Here is a 17501-nt window from a genome sequence, read left to right as displayed (position 1 = left end):
AAAATCTTATATAATAAAACCTAAAAATGGAAGTTTATGAAAATAGCCGTACTTTTATCTGGAGGAGTCGACAGCTCTGTTGCCCTTTATAGAATTATAAACAAAGGATATTCAAATATAAAATGCTACTATTTAAAAATCTGGGTTGAAGATGAACTGTCTTATATTGGAAACTGCCCTTGGCAAGAAGACTTAAATTATGTTGAAGCTATATGCAACAAATTTAATGTACCATATGAAATAATAAACTTTCAAAAAGAATATTATAACAAAGTAGTAAGCTATACCATTGAAGAACTTAAAAATGGAAATACCCCAAGTCCAGATATTTTTTGTAATCAAAGGATAAAGTTTGGAGCATTTTTTGAGAAAATCAATAGCCAATATGATTTGGTTGTAACAGGACATTACGCCAAAATACAAAGAAAAGAAAGTAAATTTTTGTTAAAACAGGCAAAAGATAAAATTAAAGACCAAAGCTACTTTTTATCTCATCTCTCTCAAAAACAATTGTCAAAACTATACTTCCCCTTAGGCACATTACTTAAAAGCGAAGTAAGGCAAATAGCTAAAAGCATAAATTTACCCAACAAAGATAGAAAAGATAGTCAGGGTATTTGCTTTTTAGGAAAAATTAAATATAACGAATTTATCAAATACCATCTTGGAGAGAAAAAGGGGAATATAATTGAAAAAGAAACAGGAAAAATAATAGGAATTCACAACGGATATTGGTTTTTTACAGCTGGACAAAGAAGAGGAATAAAGCTTAGCAACGGGCCATGGTTCGTCATAGAAAAAGATCTAGAAAAAAATATTATATACATATCCCATAACGAAAATTATTTAAAACAAGCAAAACGCAAATTTTTAGTTCACGAAATACATTGGATAAACGACACACCTACGAACTTTGAAAATTTCAAAATTAAAATAAGACATGGCGAAAAGAAATACTCATGCAAATTAAAACTTATTACAAATAAATTAATGGAAATTTCTTTAAACAAAAAAGATCAAGGAATCTCCCCAGGACAATTTGCAATTTTTTATAAAAATACAGAATGCCTGGGGGGTGCTAAAATTTTTAAAATCATAGAATAATAATCCGACAAAAAAGTTAGAGAAGATTTTTCAATCTTCTACTTACTTTTCGATCTTAAAATAATCAACAGATTCTTTTAAATCTTTTACGCTCTCTAACATCTTTTCAGACATTGCAGAAAGCTCTTCACTGCTTGAGGCTGTAGTTTGGACTAACTGACTAACCTGCTCTATTGCATTTTTAAATTGCTCTATTTGAACACTTTGCTTATAACTTTCATTAGAAATATTTTTTACAAGTCTGGCTGTTTGTTCCATACCAGGAACTATTTGTTCAAAATTTTCCCCAGCACGACTTGCAACAGTTAAACTTCTGTTTGCAATATCAATAATCTCTCTTGCCGATTCTTTGCTTTGATCTGCAAGCTTTCTAACCTCAGCAGCTACCACTTCAAACCCCTTGCCTTTTTCTCCCACTCGTGCAGCTTCAATAGAGGCATTTAAAGCAAGCAAATTGGTTTGCCTTGTTATCTCATCAATAATTCCAATTTTTTCAGTAATTACAGTCATTGCCTCAATAGCCTTAACAACAGATTTATGTCCCTCTTTAGTCCTTTCATTAGTATTAACAGCAATTTTTTCAGTAGTAGCTGCATTTTCAGTATTCTCAGAAACACCTTGTGAAATTTGCTCAATATTTGCTGTCATTTGCTCTAAAGTAGAAGCCTGCTCAACAGCACCAGAACTTAAATTCTGGCTTGCATTTGCTATTTGAATCGCATTTTCATAAAGGTAATCTAGATTTTCAATAACTCCTTTTGCAACTGAAGAAAAATTGGTTCTCAATTGCTCAAGCCCTTCGTACAAACTGTAAAGCTCTACAGTATCCCATTTGCCAAAATTAATATCAGCAGTAAAATTACCAGAAGCAAGTCGCTCAGAATATTCTAGTATCTTATTCAAAGAAGAGCTTAACTTTTTCACAAGATAAAGAGTTGCAATAGCAAGCATAAGTAATGTAAATACAAAACTAATTGCTAAGATTATAGTTGTAGCTCGCGACATGTAATAAAAGTCGTCCTCTGAAGTTCTCATTAAAAGAATAAATCTATTATTAGACAAATTTAATAACACCTTTTGACTAATTCCCACATATTTCTTATTGCTTTTAGGATCATAATAATAAACAGTTGAAATTTCTTTATTCTTTTGCAATAAATCTTCAGATGTTTTCTTAATAATATTGGAATAAGAAGCACTAATATCAGTCAAAATATCACCTGGCAATACTGTATGATGAACCAATAATCTACCCGTAGTATCATAAGCTAGAGCACGACCGCTAGAGAGTATTCCAAAATTAATCCCTCTAAAAGACCTATATATATAATCCATTGAATAAAGAAACATAAAATAACCAAAAATGTCATCTGTTTCAAAATCTCTTAATGGCATACCTATTAATATGTAAGGAATCTGACCTTTTTTATTTTTTATCTTGGAGATATCTTTAAGTAAAGACTCTTCAATAGACCCGGAATCTGCCAACATGACAAAGGAATTGTAAACAATACTATTAGACTCTTTAAGTTTTGTAAAATATTCTCTATCCCCAATAGATTTGCCAAAATCACTATTATCCTTAACCGCCGTAGTAAAAACTATTTTACCTTCTTTATCTGTAACCATCATATTACTACCGGTTTGAATAAGAATTTCAGATTGATCTGAAATAAAGCTCAACCTTTTGGATTTAATTTTACTAGCCTCATTAAATTTTTCAGCAGAGTTGAAATACATAGAACTAACCCTAACTTTCTCCTCCATTGAAGAGATATAAAGGTTAAAAGAACTTCTAATGCTTCCAATAAGATTTATCATAAGATTAAACTGCTGATCCACCAATTTACTATTAATAAGCATTCCAAAAACAAAAAACAAAATTGATATAAAGAATGCTATCAGAATAAGAACAAGTAGCAACATCCTAGCTTTAAGCTTCATACTAACCACCTCTTTTACAAAAAATAAATTCTAAAACTCTGAAAAATCATCATCAAAATTTAAATCCTTATCAGCAATATCGATAGCTTTTTTAGGATCAACTCGCTTATTAATAGTTCTTACAGAAGGTTCGCTCTCAATATCTAAAGAATAATTATTGTGCCCACTGCCATTTGAAGTAGAAATTCCATTGCTTTTCAAATTTTGATTTTCATCTTTAAAAGAATTTTCAGGACAATCTATTAACCTGAAATCATAATCATCATTTTCTGGATTTTCAATTTTAGAATCTTTAATTTTGAAAAATAATACAGATCTTCTAAGTTCCTTAGACTTTTCTAACATTTTATCAGACATACTAGAAAGCTGCTCGCTGCTTGAAGCTGAAGATTGAACAACTTCTCCGACCTGATCTAAAGCCATTTTAAATTGAGCAATCTGATCGCTTTGCTTAGAGCTACCTTCTGAAATCTTCTTAACAAGATTAGCCGTTTCTTCAATTTCAGGTAGCATTTCTTTAAAGATCACTCCCGCTTCAGTTGCTACCTTAGAGTTATCTTCAACTAACTCCCCGATCTCAAGAGCAGAAATTTTACTCAAATCAGCCAACTTTCTAATCTCACTAGCCACAACAGCAAATCCCTTTCCTTCATCTCCTGCTCTTGCAGCTTCAATAGCCGCATTCAAAGCAAGTAAATTGGTTTTTCTAGCTATCTCTTCAATAACGCTAACTTTTTCTACAATGTCTTGCATAGCAATAACAGATTCTTCAACGGCCCTACCACCTATCTGAGAATTTTCATTCGTCTTTAAAGCTATTTGTTCTGTTTCATAAGAATTATTGGCGCTCATGTTGACACCTGAGGCTATTTGCTCAACATTAGCTGACATTTCTTCAAGAGCAGATGCCTGTTGTAATGCGCTAGAGCTTAAATTTTGACTTGAACTGGCAACTTCTAAACTTGCCTTATTTACATAGCTAATATTTCTCAAAACACTAGAAATTGCTACAGAAATAGCTTTTTTCATTTTAACAACCTGGAGACTTAACATGCCAAGCTCATCAAGAGTATTCTCATCATCATCAAGAGCATAATCTTTATCTAAATCGCCCTTAACCATATCTTGAACTAGAACTCTAATTGCGTTTAAACGAAAACTAATAATCCTGTCTATTCTAATTGAAAGAACAATACTTAATGCTATAATGCCTAAGACAGAATATAAAATATACTGAAATCTTAGGCTAGATATTACTCCGTAAATATCTTTATAAGGAAGCCTAGCAATAAGTATTCCACTCTTTTCTCCCAATTTACTACTTATGGGCAACATTGCATAATAACAATCTTCTCCCATTTCGGACAAAAGTATTCTATCAATAGTGTAAACCGACACTTCACTGGCAATGTTTGATGGAAAAGGTGGCTTAGAGAAAACATCTTTAAGAATATTTAAAAATTTAGAACTAACCCTGCTGGTTTCATTGTATTCTTCAAAAGGATTAACTGCTATATTGTTGGGATCCACATAAATAAAATTGCCTCTTTTATAAAAACCAAATCTAAATCTATCAAAACTATCTGCTACAATATCATTAAGTAAATATCCGGCCAAATATCCACAAACAAGTTTATCTTCTGGGGAATATACAGGTACAATTATTGCAAAAGCTTTTTTTTCGCTTTGTTTAGACCTAATAGCAACTTCTGCGGATATTCCTTCGGAAAGATTTGAATACCAACCTATAAATTTTAATTGGTTTTGCCTATAATCCTCAATAGCTTTTTTAAAATAATTGGTATTAGCCTCAGAATGGCCAAAATCCATATTATTCTCATGCCTTGTGCTAACAATTATTCTCCCTTCAAAATCAAAAAAAGCGAATTCTTCAAAAAAGGTATCATTTTTAAGATTGGCCATAAAATTGTATAAGTATTGTCGATATTTTTTGCTCACCTTTACAGAGTCAATAACAAATTTTGGATTTTTTCTTAAATCTATCAATTCCGACTCAGAGAAATCTTTTCCTCTATTCTCAGACATTGCAAATTCTGATATGGTTTCAAGTGCCAAATTAGAAGCTGCACCATTGATTATGACATACAGGGTGTCTAAAAAAGATTGCAAAGAAAAAGCTGCTCTTCTTACTTGCGCCCTTGTAAGCTGCTTATAATAATCTTCTAAATAACCGCATAAAACAAAATTAAAAATCGTGGAAAAAAGAAACAGTATGAAAATTAAAAACAATAATAAAAATCCAACAAACCTGTATTTAAGCTTCAATAACATAATAAACTACCTCACAAATCACCTACTTATTTAATCAAACAAACTAAAGATCAAAGGGTATCAAAAAAAAATTTACAGCAAAAAATCAAAAACTCTCAAAAAATTAAAAGAATTTTCACAACATGAAAACCAAATTATAAACTATTATTAACTGCTAATGCTTTTTATAGGGTATTCCTAAGAACTTAGGCGCATAATTTCTTTTTGAAAAAAATATAAGACTTAGAATAATAATTAAATATGGAGTAATAACTAACATTTTGGGAGGCATTATTAAAGAAAAAAAGGGCAATTGAGCCAAAACAATTGCCAAAGTTTTCACAAATGAAAACAAAAAACTGCCTATTAAAACTCCCAAAGGCGTCCATTTTCCAAAAATTAACATTACAATAGCAATAAAACCTTGTCCACCTGTAACCCCTTGCACATAACTTGATGCAACCACCGTTGTAAGAACAGCACCTGAAACCCCTGCTAAAAAACCACTCAAAAGAACGCAAAAAAATCTAATTTTATTTACACTAACTCCAACAGACTCTAATACCTCTGGATTTTCACCACTTGCATTAATTCTAAGCCCAATTTTAGTGTATTTGAAAACAATATGAAATAAAACCACACTTAGGATTGCAATGTATACAGAATATCTTTTACCAAAAATTTGAAAAATAAAAGATGTTTTGTTTAAAATTCCATCAAAAAGTATCGGCAACTTTATTTCTATAGGCGGAGTTGAAATAGAAGAAAAAATCAAAGTGCTTATAAAAACAGCAATAGCAGGTCCTAAAAAATTAAGTGCCATTCCAGTTATAACTTGATCTGATTTTAAAAAAATTGTAAAAACAGCGTGCAAAATAGCAAGAACAAGCCCTGCTAGCCCACCAGCAAAAATTGAAAACAATGGATCATTTGTAAAATATGCAACTGTAGCTCCTGAAAATGCTCCTATTGTCATTATTCCTTCAAGTCCAATATTAATAATCCCACTTTTCTCGCTTATAAGACCTCCAAGACCAGCTAAAATTAAGGTTTGAGAATTTATTAGAGTTTCACTAATCAAGAATATTATTATATTTGACACGCTTAACACCTTTTAAAACAATTTTATTTAAAAAATAGCTAGCAGAAATTACAAGAACAATTATTCCCATCATCAAAGATACAATTGAAGATGGAAGACCCATTAAACTTTGAACTCTACTGCTTCCATAAAGTAATATAGAAAAAAGAATGCTAGAAAATATTATGCCAATTGGTGAATTGTTTCCCATAAGAGAAGCGGCTATCCCATTAAAACCAATTCCTTCCATATAAGAAAGCTTAAATATAGCTTTATTAACGCCCATAAGTTGAATAGCACCAGCAAGACCTGCAACAGCTGCTGAGAGAAACATTGAAAAAATTAACACAGCTTTAACATTAATACCCATACATCTTGAAGCTTCAATATTACTTCCTGTGGCATTTATTTTAAATCCAATAATAGTTTTATTAAGCAAAGACCATATTAAAATAGCAAAAATTATGCCTAAAATTATTCCAAAATGAAGAGGCGCTTTTAAAAGCTCATTAACAAAAGGATGAGAAGATCTATAAGCAAGACCTTCTGGTGAGAGCTTCCAAGAACCTAAAAAATCAATATATGCGCTTTCTTTAATGGGTTTTGAAAAATCACTATTATCTCTTTTAATAAAACTAAAATCTAAAATTATATTATTTAAATGAAATAATATCCAATTAAACATTATTCCTGAAATCACTTCGCTAATATTGAATTTGGCTTTTAAATATCCGATTAAAATTCCTAAACTGCCTGAGGCTAAAAAAGTAATAATAAAAATAGTAATTACATGTAAAATTGGGGGCAAATCAAGTAAAACTGATGCTATTAAAGCAACAATAGATCCTAGTATAAACTGACCTTCAACCCCAATATTAAAAAGTCCCGCTTTTAAAGAAATACCAATAGAAAGACCTGTAAAAATCAAAGGAGCTGCATAACTTAAAACATAACCTAAATGTTTGGGAGAAGAAAAAATAATTTCTAATATTATAAAATACATTCTAAAAGGAGAATGACCAAGCCCCATCACCACCAGCCCAACAATTAAAAATCCAACAAATAGAGCAAATACACTAACAAATGCTGAAGAATTTAAAAATTTCAAAATAAATTTACTAAATACGTTTTTACTAATTGTCATTTAGCTTAAGCCTATCATCATTTTACCAATAACATCAATATCAAAATTGTCCTCTAAAATGCCCACTATCCTTCCACCATGCATTACGGCTATCCTGTCACAAACATTAACAAGCTCATCAAGTTCAAGAGAAACCAATAAAACAGATCTACCCGCATCTCTTTGCTCTATTATTCTTTTGTAAATATTCTCAACAGCTCCAACATCAAGGCCTCTTGTAGGCTGAATAGCCAAAAGAATATCTGGCTCTAAACTAATCTCACGAGCAATAATAACTTTTTGTTGATTACCTCCGGATAAATGCTTTACCTTGCTTAAAATATCTCTTGGTCTAATATCAAAATAACTTACAAGTTGATTGCTCAATTTTCTTAAAATATTAAGATCAAACCCCACAAATTGTCTTTTAAACTTATTGAATTGTCTTTTAATAAAATTGAAAAAATTGAATTTTAAATAAAAATTACTCTTCGAATGAATTGTTTTTAATCTCAAATAATCAGGATTATCAAAGCTCTTAAGTCCAATATTTTGCATAACATTGAATTCTAAAATAAGGCCGTGTTTTTGCCTGTCCGAAGGAATATTGCCAATTTTTTTATCTATTCTTTGTTTAATAGTTAAACCTTTTAAAGATTCCAAATTCCCCGAAGAATTTTTTTTCAAAATATCACCCTTAAATATGCTTTTCAAGCCCAAAATTGCATCAACTAAATCCTCCTGGCCGCTCCCCTCAATACCTGATATCCCAAGAATTTCTCCATTTTTCAGATCAAGATTAACGTCTTTAACTTTTAAAACTCCTCTTTCATCTTTAACACTTAAATTCTTTATTTCAAGAATATTAAAATGATTTTCAAATTTAATTTTAGATGAGCGAAGTGTAACTTCTTTTCCTATCATTAATTTTGTAAGATCTTTGTCATCAATATTAGCAATATTAACAGTTTTTACAACCTTCCCAAGACGCATAATTGTACATTTCTTTGCAATAGATCTAATTTCTTTTATTTTATGGGTAATAAGTATTACAGTATGACCCTCTTGGGTGAGTACCTTTAAAATATTCATAAAATCATCAACTTCACTTGGAGCAAGCACTGCTGTAGGTTCATCAAAAATAATAATATCTGCATTTCGATAAAGAACTTTCAATATCTCTATTTTTTGCTCCATGCCAACACTCAAGTCTTCAACCCTTTTTTCTAAATCTATCTTTAAACCATACTTTTCCGAAAGAGAACTTATCTTTTTTCTAGCTTGTTTGTAATCAAGAAAACCAAATTTTGAATTTTCATATCCCAAAATAATGTTTTGAACAGCAGTAAATTGCGGAATTAACATAAAGTGTTGGAAAACCATTCCAATCCCATTTCGAATAGCTTCGCTTGAATCCTTAAAGTTCATTTCTTGACCTTTTAAAATAATTCGACCGCTATTTACTTGATGAATCCCATAAATAGTTTTCATTAAGGTAGTCTTTCCAGCACCATTTTCTCCAAGAATAGCATGAACTTCGCCCGCCTTAAATTTAATAGAAACATTATCATTGGCAATAAAATCACCATACTTTTTTGTAATATTTTCTAATACCAGTACATCTTCTTTCATCAAATTTTAATCCTAATAAATATCAAACAAATGACTTACAATATTCTATTCTAATGAAATATAATAAAGCTTAAAGTTTATATTTTCAATAGCATTTTAAATTTTAATAAACAAAATTAATTATCTATAAAAATTAATTACTAATAAATAAAAAATGCTTAAAATAAAAAACCTTAATAAAGAGAGCAAATTAATGTTAAAATAAAAGAATAAATAAACTATTATAAAAGAGAGTACTATGAAAATCAAAGCCTGCATTTTTGATATGGATGGAACCCTGGTAAATAGCATCATGGATATTACATTCTCAATGAATTCTGCTCTTTCAAACTTAGGATACAATCAAATAGAACTAAGCAAATTCAATGCCCTTGTTGGCAGAGGATTTGACAAGTTTGTAATAGACACTCTAAAGCTATTATCTCTTGAACATAGCAATCCTAATTTGCAAGACAAACTTTACAAAGAATTTGTAAAAGAATACAATAAAAATCTTTCATCCCAAACACAACCATACGAAAACATAAAAACCCTTCTAGAAACTATGAATAAACTTAAAATTCCAATTGGAATTTTAAGCAATAAGAACCACGAAGAATTAATAAATTTGGTAAAAAATATTTTTGGAAATATATTTTTTTTTGAAATCAGGGGTTATTCAAAAAATTTTCCACCAAAGCCAGATCCTGAAAATGCCCTTGATATGATATTAGAATTAAATGTCCGAAAAGAAGAAATCGCATATATTGGAGACAGCGATGTGGACATGCTAACCGCACTAAACGCTGGATTTATACCAATAGGAGTTTCTTGGGGATTTAGAAGTGTTCAAGAATTAAAAGAAAGTGGAGCAAAACATATAATACACAACCCACTTGAGCTATTGGACCTAATAAAATGAATGTAAAACCATATTTTCCTTATTTATATCATTATCTATTCAATCATGAAAGCATAAAAAGTTTATCTGCTATAGAAAAAGAAATTGAAATGCTTAACTATTTAAAAGAAAACAAAAAAACAATTGCTACATTCATCAAAAATGATTTTGAATCAGAACTAAAAGACCTAATTCAATACGTCAAGGATAAAACAGATATAATGATTACGCCATTTGTTTTATCTGGCATTGAAGCTATTGATTTTAACATTGTAAAGCCTCTTTTTAGTAAAGAATTGACAAAAAACGACTTAAATTTGATATTTAACTTTGTCAAAGTCAACTCATCTTTAAGAAAAGAATTCTTTTATAATTTTAATACTATAAGCAATGGATACATTACTTTTTATATAAACAAACTATTTGAAGGAAAAAACTCTTATACAATATATTTAATACAAAAGGAAAATAAAGCACTTTATTCATCAGACATCATAAAAAATTATATAAAGATACTACTTCTCTTAAAAGTATTGGTAATTAAATACTGCTTTGAAAAAGGAATAGAGCTTACTACTAAAAACATTGAATCCACTTCAAAAGCAATAAGCAATGATACCGATTTTCTAGACGAAAAGACAGCCAAGCTTATAATTGAAAGCTTTTTCAAATATGAGACCTTACAAACAATGTCTCCAATTTCAACATTAATTGCCATTTTTTCAGCCAGAGCAAGAACTCCAAAATACAAAAACAATCCGGTTAAAGGTTTTATTGGGTATGATGAAAGTTGGTTTTCAATAAAACAGTCGGGCTCTAGAGAATATGATTCAAGAATAATTAAAGAATTATCAGAAATAGCTAAGGGAAATAAATGGTAAAAAAATTTTCAATTTTCTTAAAAGCAATAATAATCTTTTCAATATTTGAACTTTTAATCGAAGAACTCTCAATAATTCTTTTTTTACCATACAAAATACGATTTGCATTAATATTTCTTGGGTTTCTATTTGACACAATTTTTATTTTCATTTTTTTATACAAAATAACCAAGGCCTACTTTTCCCAAAGATTAGAAATCTACGTCAGAAACAATCTATTCTTCGATATAATTCACTGCCTTATTCCTTTAGCGTTTTATAGCTCATATCAGCTTAAAAACATAATTGTCGCCCATGAAACAATATTAAATCCAATAATGCTATCACTTTTCAAGTTAAGATTTTTAAGACTTCTTAGGTTTAATGACCTAATAATAGAAATATATTACAATTCAAAAGAAAAGAACCTAATACTAATAGCATTTGCTAGGACATTTTCAATGAGCTTATTAATACCATTTACATTTTTTATAATAATATCAAGCTCAAAAATTGTAAATTCAATACCAGAAAAACAAGAATTTAATATTATTAAAAATATATCAATAATAAATGAAAAAGCTTACATTAAAGAAAAATATCCCTTCATCTTAATAATCAAGGAAAAAGATGACATAATATACTCAAAATCAGACGAAATATTTGTTTACTACAGTCCCAGTGAATACAGAGTAATAGAAATAGAGAAAACAAAATTTTATATAGATAAATATTTACAAAGAAAAAGCGATTCTATTCTTGGAATTTTTCTATTTACATTGTTTGCATCATTTACTATTTTTTTAATGAATTTTTATAAATTCTTTAAAGCAAGCTTTTTAAATCCTATTATTTTAATGACAAAAATTTTACAAGACCCATTAGAATATCGAAAAATTCAAATTCCTTTCACTTTAAGCGAAGAAAAAGTATATGAACTTGCAAAATCATTTAACAATCTCTTGCTAAAAGAAAAACTAAACTCAAAACGAAAAAGCAAAATACCTTTAGAAATTGAAAAAGTAAAAAAAATAATTAATAAAAACCAGGAAATAAAATGAAAATTCAAATAATTATAATGCTACTTGCATTGTTAGATTTTCCACTTAATGCCAGACTTTTGGACATCTCAATTGAAAAAAGAGCAGATGAAGAAATAAAAAAATATTCGTCTTACAATTTAATTTTAGAAAAAGAATACTATACCAATTTTCCAACAAGCGAAATAGAAAAAAATATTTATAAACTAACAGAACATTTTGTAAAAAGCATAATGCTCAATAAAACTAACTACAACTTGTTAAATTCAAACTACAAAGAAGCAAATAAATATCTAATTCAAAGCGAACTCATTGATAAAAAATTTTTAAAATATAAAATATTTAAAATCAAAAATATAAATGGAATTTTTAAAAGCTATTCACTAATATACACAAAAAAAGGATTTTACAAATTAGAACTTTACATAGAAAATAATGCAGAACCTCTAAAAATATTTAACCTTAACATTACTTATTTTTTAAAGAATTTAGATAAAATAAGTAATGAAATGATTTTTTTCCCAAGAGAATGAAAATAATAAAATTAAAGCTTGAACTTTTTTTTATAAATAATTTATTTAACAAATACAGACATTACTCTTTGAAGAACCTTTGCCCTATCTAATGGTTTAACAATAAATGTTTTTGCTCCTTTTATTAAGCAATCCTTAACTAATTGTTCTTTGCCTAAAGCAGATATCATTATCACTCTAGCATTTTTATCAAATTCCATAATATTAGAAAGACAAGTTATTCCATCCATTTTGGGCATAGTAATATCAAGAGTGACAATATCAATATTGGGATAATGATTCTTGTATTTTATCACAGCCTCTTCTCCATCAGCTGCCGTATCAATAATATTAAAGCCCTCTGATGTAAAAATTTGAGTAAGCTGCTTTACGGTAAAAACAGAATCATCAACAATTAAAACATTAAAAGGAATGCCTGTATCATAATTGATTCCTCTAGGCTTAGATGAAGAATCTGCAGCAATTGTAGTCTTTTGAATCATATTAACCTCTCTCTTCTAATAAAAAGAATTTTTTTCATATCAAACCCTCTCTCTTATTGCAATATTAACTTCTATAATTTTACCATCGGGCAAAGAAAAAGGAACAATTAAAGCCTCAGAACCTTTATTACTTATTTTCATATTTTCTCCATAAATAAAAGCTGGAGGGGTTATATCAAATACAAAACCCTTGGCATGCAAAGTAGTAACAAAATTTCCAGCAATAATATTGCCAACCTCAGTTAGAGTTGCAGCAACCATCTCTTTTGTTTCTTCATCGTCAAAATCATCATACTCTTCAAAATTTAATTTAGAAGCAACAAAAAGAGCTGTTTCTATATCCATATCAATAATTATACTACCCTCAACAGACCCAGCAAGTCCTACTATTACAGAAACACCTTTTATCTTTTGATTTATCGACTTAAGCCCGGGCTTACCCATTTCTATATTCTCAACAAGCAACATATCTCTTAAAACCGAAGAAGCAGCATCCAAAAATGGCTCTATATAATCTATTCTCATTAATTTCTCCTTTAGACTTTCCTGTACAAGTTAAAATATTTTGTGGATTTCTCTTTTATAAAAACATCATTATTTTTAAGCTCTTCGTTATCTCCCAAAACCAAAAGAGCCCCTTTAATAGCTTTGGAAGCAATGATATTTAAAATTAAAATCTGATCTTTACTATCCAAAAAACATAAAACATCTTTTAAAAAAACCATTCCCAAATTATCAGGCAAATCTGAAAAAAGAGCATCGGAATATTCAAATAAAACATTACTTAGAATTTCTGACTTAAATTTATAAACTCCGGGACTTTGTTCAAAAGAATTCCTAAGATAAATCTCACTAATGCTAATTTCTGACTCTGAAAACACCAACCTAGAGGTTTCAACAACTTTTGATAAATCATTATCAATAGCCGTCAACTTAAAAGGTTTTATATAATATTCAGACAAAGCATTGGCTAAAGCCATAGTCTCCTTTCCGCTACCACAACCAATTTCCAATACATTGAAAATAGAATTTAAGTTATTCATAAAATTTAAGTGACTCTCAACAATTTCATTTTTAAATTCTTCCAAACAATCAGCTCCCCACAAATTTCCCGATGATTTTGAATAAAATTCATTTAAAAAACTATCGTAAGGCAAGTAATCAGTATCAACCATACTAAATTTTACTCCAACTTTTTCCAAAAACACATCATTTACCAAAGAAGCATTAAACGAGTATTTCAAAAGATTTTTTTTAATATTTTCCAAATTAAAAGTTGCAGTATTGTTTAGAGTTGAATTTTCATTGTTACCATCATTTTTTGAAGAAACCTTATTGGGAAAATCATTCTTAGAATTTTCTAGTATATCTAAATTATAACAATCGCTTGCAAAGTCGCTTTTTTCAACAAAATTTTGACCAGGTTTTAATAACTTTTCTTCTTCACCATAATTAAAAATTTTAAAAACATTAAGAAGTATATAAAGCTTTTCGTTATAATCTACAACGCCTTTTATATAGTTTATTAAAGAATCCTGAGATAAAACTGGGTGTGGATCTTGAATAAGGCTAGAATCTATTGAAAAAACATTATTAATTTTATCAACAATTACCCCTATAAGAAGGTCTTCGTTTTTTAAAACCATAATATCTTCAATATCTTTTTTATTAAATTCTAAATTAAACATTATTCTAAGATCTATAATAGGAATTATTTCACCTCGTAAATTATCAAGCCCAGCAACATACTTTTTGGCATTTGGAACATAAGTAAAATTACTAGATTTTCTAATTTCTTTAACCTGCATAATGTCTACTAAATAATGATCCGACCCAAGCTCAAAAGAAACAACTTTAAAATCAAAATTGGTCAATTTAGAATTAGAATTTTTATCATCTAAAATTTTGGGTCCAAAATAAATTTCTTTTATCTGCACAAGAGATCACTCCTTAGTATCCTTTTGTAAATCAAAAAGTTTAAAAACATCAATTATCAATACAACCTTACCATTGCCAAGCGTAGTAGCCCCAACTATACCCGCGCTTGATGAAAATTTATCCTTAATAGGCTTTACTACAAAATCTTCCTCACCAAGAATAGAGTCTACAACAATTGCTGTCTTCATGTTGCTAGTATTAACAACTATTAAAAATTTTTCTATTAATGAATCATCTCTTGTTATGTTAAAAAGTTTATCAAGCCTGAGAACAGAAATGACTTCATCTCTTAAATTATAAACTTCATGATAATTTTCAAGCAATTTTATATCATGTTCAGTTATTCTATGAGTTTCAAGTACATTATTTAAAGGAATAACATAAGTCTCAGACCCCGACTTTACTAAAAGACCTTGTATAATCACTAACGTCAATGGTAGTTTAATTTTAAAAATTGTTCCAAGACCAATTTCTGATTCCACCAAAATAGTTCCATTAAGCTTTTCAATGCTTTTTTTCACAACGTCAAGACCAACTCCTCTACCTGAAAGGTCTGTCACTTGAACTGCTGTTGAAAACCCAGGAGCAAAAATTAAGTTAATAAGTTCAAAATCAGAGTAAATTGCATCATCTTTTATTGTTCCCTTTTCAATTAATTTGCGCCTAATGACCTTTGGATCTATACCAATCCCATCATCTTCAATCTCAATTGATATTACATTACCCTCATTCTTAGCACGCAAAATTATAGTACCTGCTTTGCTCTTTCCCTTTTTAACTCTCTCTTCAGCTGTTTCAAGGCCATGATCCATTGAATTTCTAACACAATGCATCAAAGGATCTACAAGGTCATCTATAACAGATTTATCAAGCTCAGTTTCTTCCCCTTCCATTTTAAGATTTACAATCTTATTTAATTTCTTTGAAAGATCTCTTACAACTCTTGTAAACCTTGAAAATATATTAGATATTGGTAACATTCTAGTTTTTAAAACACTCTCATGCAAATCTGTAATTATTCTTGACAGTCGCCCAGAGGTCATTTTAAAATTTTGAAGAAGCCTGAAAAAAGAATTCCTCAATTCAGATATATCATTAAGGGCCTTTTCCATTTTAAGACTCATTAAAGAATTAATATGTGATTCGATCTCATCTTCTAATGTTAAACCTGCATCTTTGAAAACTATCTTTAAATCAATTAAAAAGTTTCTCTGAAAACTTTCTTGATAATCATAAAAATAATTAAAATTATAAAATAATGTAATCATTTCTGAATTTATTTGATTATAAGATGATTTACTTATTACAGCCTCACTGACAAGATTTAATATGTAATCTATTTTTTTGCTATCTATTCTAATTAAATTAACACTAATTGGACTATTTTTCTTAATATTTTTACTTTCCTTAAGAGGTGCTTCATCGTCTTCTTTTAGCCTTACGCTCTTTAAAGATTCTAAATTAACATTTTTGATTTCAAAATGACTAACAACATCTGGTAAATTAATCTTTTTAAAAATACTTTCTTCACTGGTATTTGATATTAAGTAATATATTACAAAATCAAAAAACTTATCTGCCAATAATTCGCTAGAATCTGGAATAGACTTGAAAATTTTACCAAGACTTTTTAATGCTTGAAGCATTTGAAGCCCACTAATAGTAGCCATAGGATTGTCTTTTACAAAATCCAATCTAACTTTAAATAACTTTTGATTTTCAACCTCAAGCAATAAATCAGCAATCTCATCCTCTGTAAAATCAAAATTATCATTTAAAACAAAATTGGAATCTAAATCAATATCTTTAACCTCTTCATCTGCAAGCTTTTTTAATTCTTCTTTTACGTTAAATTCATCAACCAAATAGCTTTCAATTAAATTTAAAGAATCTAAACTTCTTTTCACGCCCTCTATATCTGAATATATCAGATAATAATCAACTCTTTTTAAAAATTTATCTTCTATGATTTGCTCATATTTAGGAATTGTATGAAGTACAGATCCTAAATTTTTTAAAATATTAAATATTTTTAGTCCACCATTTTTAACTTCAGAATTGCTATTTGAATTAAAAACAACACTGATCCTTAAAACCTTTTGTCCAATTCCTAGCCCTTCTCTTATCTCCTCAAGATCTGATTTTGAAAGACAAAAATTGTTTTTAATTGAATTTCTATCAAATTTCTTAATAAAAGTCTGATCATCAATTACTAAAAATTGCTTTAATTTGCTTTTAAGATCACTTATGTCATTTAAATAAACCTTGCCATCAATACGAAGCGCAAGCATTTCCTTAATAACATCTAATGAACTTAAAAGCAGATCAACAAGATCATTATTTATATTTACCTTACCATCTCTAATAGCATCAAAAACATCTTCGACAATATGGGTAAAATCAGATAGCTCCATCATATCAAGAGAAGCAGAGCTTCCTTTTAAAGTATGAGCTGCCCTGAATATTTCATCAATAGTATCAGAATTATTAGGATCATCCTCTAATGACATAATATTCTCTTCAAGAATATCTACAAGATTTTGAGATTCTTCAAAAAAAACTCCTAAAAGCTCTTCATTTTCCAAATCTAATATTTCCATACTATTTCCTATT

14 protein-coding genes are annotated in these 17501 nt (G+C 29.0%); 5 read left to right on the top strand and 9 right to left on the bottom strand.

From position 1 onward, the window contains the following. Positions 1-36: 36 nt before the first annotated feature. Positions 37-1104: a tRNA 2-thiouridine(34) synthase MnmA gene (mnmA, locus tag QIA19_RS03990; protein ID WP_301365990.1), complete on the top strand. Its 1068-nt coding sequence runs from the start codon at positions 37-39 to the stop codon at positions 1102-1104. A 42-nt stretch (positions 1105-1146) separates the two neighbouring features. Here the strand turns inward: mnmA and QIA19_RS03985 are convergent, their stop codons facing one another. From QIA19_RS03985 to QIA19_RS03965, 5 genes are all read right to left on the bottom strand, one after another. Next, on the bottom strand, positions 1147-3048 hold the full coding sequence (locus tag QIA19_RS03985) for a methyl-accepting chemotaxis protein (RefSeq protein WP_301365988.1): 1902 nt from the start codon (positions 3046-3048) through the stop codon (positions 1147-1149). Between the two features lie 30 nt (positions 3049-3078). After that, positions 3079-5340: a methyl-accepting chemotaxis protein gene (locus QIA19_RS03980; protein WP_301365986.1), complete on the bottom strand. Its 2262-nt coding sequence runs from the start codon at positions 5338-5340 to the stop codon at positions 3079-3081. A gap of 154 nt (positions 5341-5494) precedes the next feature. Continuing rightward, the gene (locus tag QIA19_RS03975) at positions 5495-6421 is read right to left on the bottom strand and encodes an ABC transporter permease (protein ID WP_301365984.1); all 927 of its coding nucleotides are present in this window, start codon (positions 6419-6421) and stop codon (positions 5495-5497) included. Next, positions 6393-7544, bottom strand: a complete 1152-nt coding sequence (locus QIA19_RS03970; protein ID WP_301365982.1) for an ABC transporter permease — start codon at positions 7542-7544, stop codon at positions 6393-6395. Before QIA19_RS03970 ends, QIA19_RS03975 begins: the two co-directional genes overlap by 29 nt. Then, the gene (locus QIA19_RS03965; RefSeq protein ID WP_301365980.1) at positions 7545-9155 is read right to left on the bottom strand and encodes an ABC transporter ATP-binding protein; all 1611 of its coding nucleotides are present in this window, start codon (positions 9153-9155) and stop codon (positions 7545-7547) included. A 238-nt stretch (positions 9156-9393) separates the two neighbouring features. Between QIA19_RS03965 and QIA19_RS03960 the strand changes: the two genes are divergently transcribed. From QIA19_RS03960 to QIA19_RS03945, 4 genes are read left to right on the top strand one after another with little or no spacing between them, the layout of a single operon-like run. After that, a complete protein-coding gene (locus QIA19_RS03960; RefSeq protein WP_301365978.1) occupies positions 9394-10056 on the top strand; it encodes an HAD family hydrolase in 663 nt (220 codons plus the stop codon). Then, positions 10053-10916: a hypothetical protein gene (locus tag QIA19_RS03955; protein ID WP_008882222.1), complete on the top strand. Its 864-nt coding sequence runs from the start codon at positions 10053-10055 to the stop codon at positions 10914-10916. Before QIA19_RS03960 ends, QIA19_RS03955 begins: the two co-directional genes overlap by 4 nt. Next, positions 10910-11956, top strand: coding sequence for a hypothetical protein (locus QIA19_RS03950; protein ID WP_301365975.1), 1047 nt, complete (start codon positions 10910-10912; stop codon positions 11954-11956). The genes QIA19_RS03955 and QIA19_RS03950 overlap by 7 nt, the downstream gene beginning before the upstream one ends. After that, positions 11953-12468 (top strand): hypothetical protein, encoded by a 516-nt coding sequence (locus tag QIA19_RS03945; RefSeq protein ID WP_301365973.1) that lies wholly within the window; start codon positions 11953-11955, stop codon positions 12466-12468. Before QIA19_RS03950 ends, QIA19_RS03945 begins: the two co-directional genes overlap by 4 nt. A 41-nt stretch (positions 12469-12509) precedes the next feature. Here QIA19_RS03945 and QIA19_RS03940 read toward each other — a convergent pair whose 3' ends face one another. From QIA19_RS03940 to QIA19_RS03925, 4 genes are read right to left on the bottom strand one after another with little or no spacing between them, the layout of a single operon-like run. Further along, a complete protein-coding gene (locus QIA19_RS03940) occupies positions 12510-12950 on the bottom strand; it encodes a response regulator (protein WP_002557259.1) in 441 nt (146 codons plus the stop codon). Between the two features lie 39 nt (positions 12951-12989). Continuing rightward, complete coding sequence (locus tag QIA19_RS03935; RefSeq protein ID WP_002557258.1) at positions 12990-13475, bottom strand: chemotaxis protein CheX; 486 nt, start codon at positions 13473-13475, stop codon at positions 12990-12992. 11 nt (positions 13476-13486) lie between these two features. Further along, positions 13487-14887, bottom strand: coding sequence for a CheR family methyltransferase (locus tag QIA19_RS03930; RefSeq protein ID WP_301365971.1), 1401 nt, complete (start codon positions 14885-14887; stop codon positions 13487-13489). 6 nt (positions 14888-14893) lie between these two features. Continuing rightward, positions 14894-17488: a chemotaxis protein CheA gene (locus tag QIA19_RS03925; protein WP_301365969.1), complete on the bottom strand. Its 2595-nt coding sequence runs from the start codon at positions 17486-17488 to the stop codon at positions 14894-14896. Positions 17489-17501 lie beyond the last annotated feature (13 nt).

It is taken from the genome of [Borrelia] finlandensis (genome assembly GCF_030438365.2).
Classification (GTDB): domain Bacteria; phylum Spirochaetota; class Spirochaetia; order Borreliales; family Borreliaceae; genus Borreliella; species Borreliella finlandensis.
This window is presented reverse-complemented; position numbering and strand designations above follow the sequence as displayed.

What these genes read in the sequence shown, in the direction of transcription:
- mnmA (WP_301365990.1), top strand. Translation starts at nt 37, where the DNA reads ATGAAAATAGCCGTACTTTTATCTGGAGGAGTCGACAGCTCTGTTGCC.
- QIA19_RS03985 (WP_301365988.1), bottom strand. Translation starts at nt 3,048, where the DNA reads ATGAAGCTTAAAGCTAGGATGTTGCTACTTGTTCTTATTCTGATAGCA.
- QIA19_RS03980 (WP_301365986.1), bottom strand. Translation starts at nt 5,340, where the DNA reads ATGTTATTGAAGCTTAAATACAGGTTTGTTGGATTTTTATTATTGTTT.
- QIA19_RS03970 (WP_301365982.1), bottom strand. Translation starts at nt 7,544, where the DNA reads ATGACAATTAGTAAAAACGTATTTAGTAAATTTATTTTGAAATTTTTA.
- QIA19_RS03965 (WP_301365980.1), bottom strand. Translation starts at nt 9,155, where the DNA reads ATGAAAGAAGATGTACTGGTATTAGAAAATATTACAAAAAAGTATGGT.
- QIA19_RS03960 (WP_301365978.1), top strand. Translation starts at nt 9,394, where the DNA reads ATGAAAATCAAAGCCTGCATTTTTGATATGGATGGAACCCTGGTAAAT.
- QIA19_RS03955 (WP_008882222.1), top strand. Translation starts at nt 10,053, where the DNA reads ATGAATGTAAAACCATATTTTCCTTATTTATATCATTATCTATTCAAT.
- QIA19_RS03950 (WP_301365975.1), top strand. Translation starts at nt 10,910, where the DNA reads ATGGTAAAAAAATTTTCAATTTTCTTAAAAGCAATAATAATCTTTTCA.
- QIA19_RS03945 (WP_301365973.1), top strand. Translation starts at nt 11,953, where the DNA reads ATGAAAATTCAAATAATTATAATGCTACTTGCATTGTTAGATTTTCCA.
- QIA19_RS03940 (WP_002557259.1), bottom strand. Translation starts at nt 12,950, where the DNA reads ATGATTCAAAAGACTACAATTGCTGCAGATTCTTCATCTAAGCCTAGA.
- QIA19_RS03935 (WP_002557258.1), bottom strand. Translation starts at nt 13,475, where the DNA reads ATGAGAATAGATTATATAGAGCCATTTTTGGATGCTGCTTCTTCGGTT.
- QIA19_RS03925 (WP_301365969.1), bottom strand. Translation starts at nt 17,488, where the DNA reads ATGGAAATATTAGATTTGGAAAATGAAGAGCTTTTAGGAGTTTTTTTT.